This is a genomic window from Bartonella sp. AA1HLJMS (assembly GCF_042197445.1).
Lineage (GTDB): Bacteria > Pseudomonadota > Alphaproteobacteria > Rhizobiales > Rhizobiaceae > Bartonella.
The window spans coordinates 1-932 of record NZ_JBHIRW010000244.1 but is presented as its reverse complement, the minus strand read 5'-3'; the positions used below and the strand labels follow the sequence as shown (position 1 = coordinate 932).

The following is a 932-nucleotide window of genomic DNA, read 5'->3' as shown; positions in this document are numbered from 1 at the left end:
TTCATATTTTTTGGATACATTTTTAGTGGTCATAGGTAGCTCCCTAATCTAACATTTGAATAAATTTTTGAATGAAATGGTTATAAGGAGGCGCCCCCGCACCGCCTAGTTTTAAAGGGTTATCTATATTTACCAAAAGAGATGGTTTCATTCCCAAAAAGACGCGCACGCCCAGAAACCAATACCTTACCAAAAGCATCGCTATGACCAAAAATTTTCATACGACCACCAACACGTGCTTTATTTGATATTTCTGTATCACCAAAAATTTTTGCATAACCTGTAACACGTGCATCGTCTAAAACACGAGCTTTACCAAATACTAATGCATAACCAGATATCCAACAATTGCCATCATGCGATAAATTACCCTCATGTTCTATAAAACCACCAACGTCACCTTTCTTAACAGTACCAAAGTCTCTTAAAGCTATAACACGACGAAACAAGCGATTACCAAACTCAATAGCACCTAATGAAAGTTTATATTTTTTCTGTTGAGTATTTTTTGATACGAAATCTTGTGCAATATTGTCATTTGCAACGGTATCAATAATGGGAGTGGTTTGTTTTTTAACTGTAGCGTTCATGCTGACACCTATTCGTTTAAATTAGTTTTGAATTGACAACCCTATAAGGGCGCCGGGCGCTCAAAACACGGCGAATAGTCCGTCGCTATACTTTTCCCTCGCGAAGGGTATTGTATGGCATAGCTACACCCGACATAATCGTTATATGCTAGAGACAGCACAAAAGAAAGTCAGTATTTTAAGAAATGGGAAAAACCTTTTCGTGGTCTATCCGCTATTCGCTAAGTGTTTTGAGCACTTGCCAACCTTAATAAACGACCTTTTCTTTAAAGTCAATACGTATTTTTTATTTTTTTCAATTTTTTTCATTTTGATACCTACCTAATTGAATACCAAGTGCTT

At 36.6% G+C, this 932-nt stretch carries 1 protein-coding gene; it reads right to left on the bottom strand.

The features are described from left to right. Positions 1 to 119 precede the first annotated feature (119 nt). A complete protein-coding gene (locus ACFIQE_RS10925; protein WP_375648029.1) occupies positions 120 to 590 on the bottom strand; it encodes a hypothetical protein in 471 nt (156 codons plus the stop codon). Positions 591 to 932 lie beyond the last annotated feature (342 nt).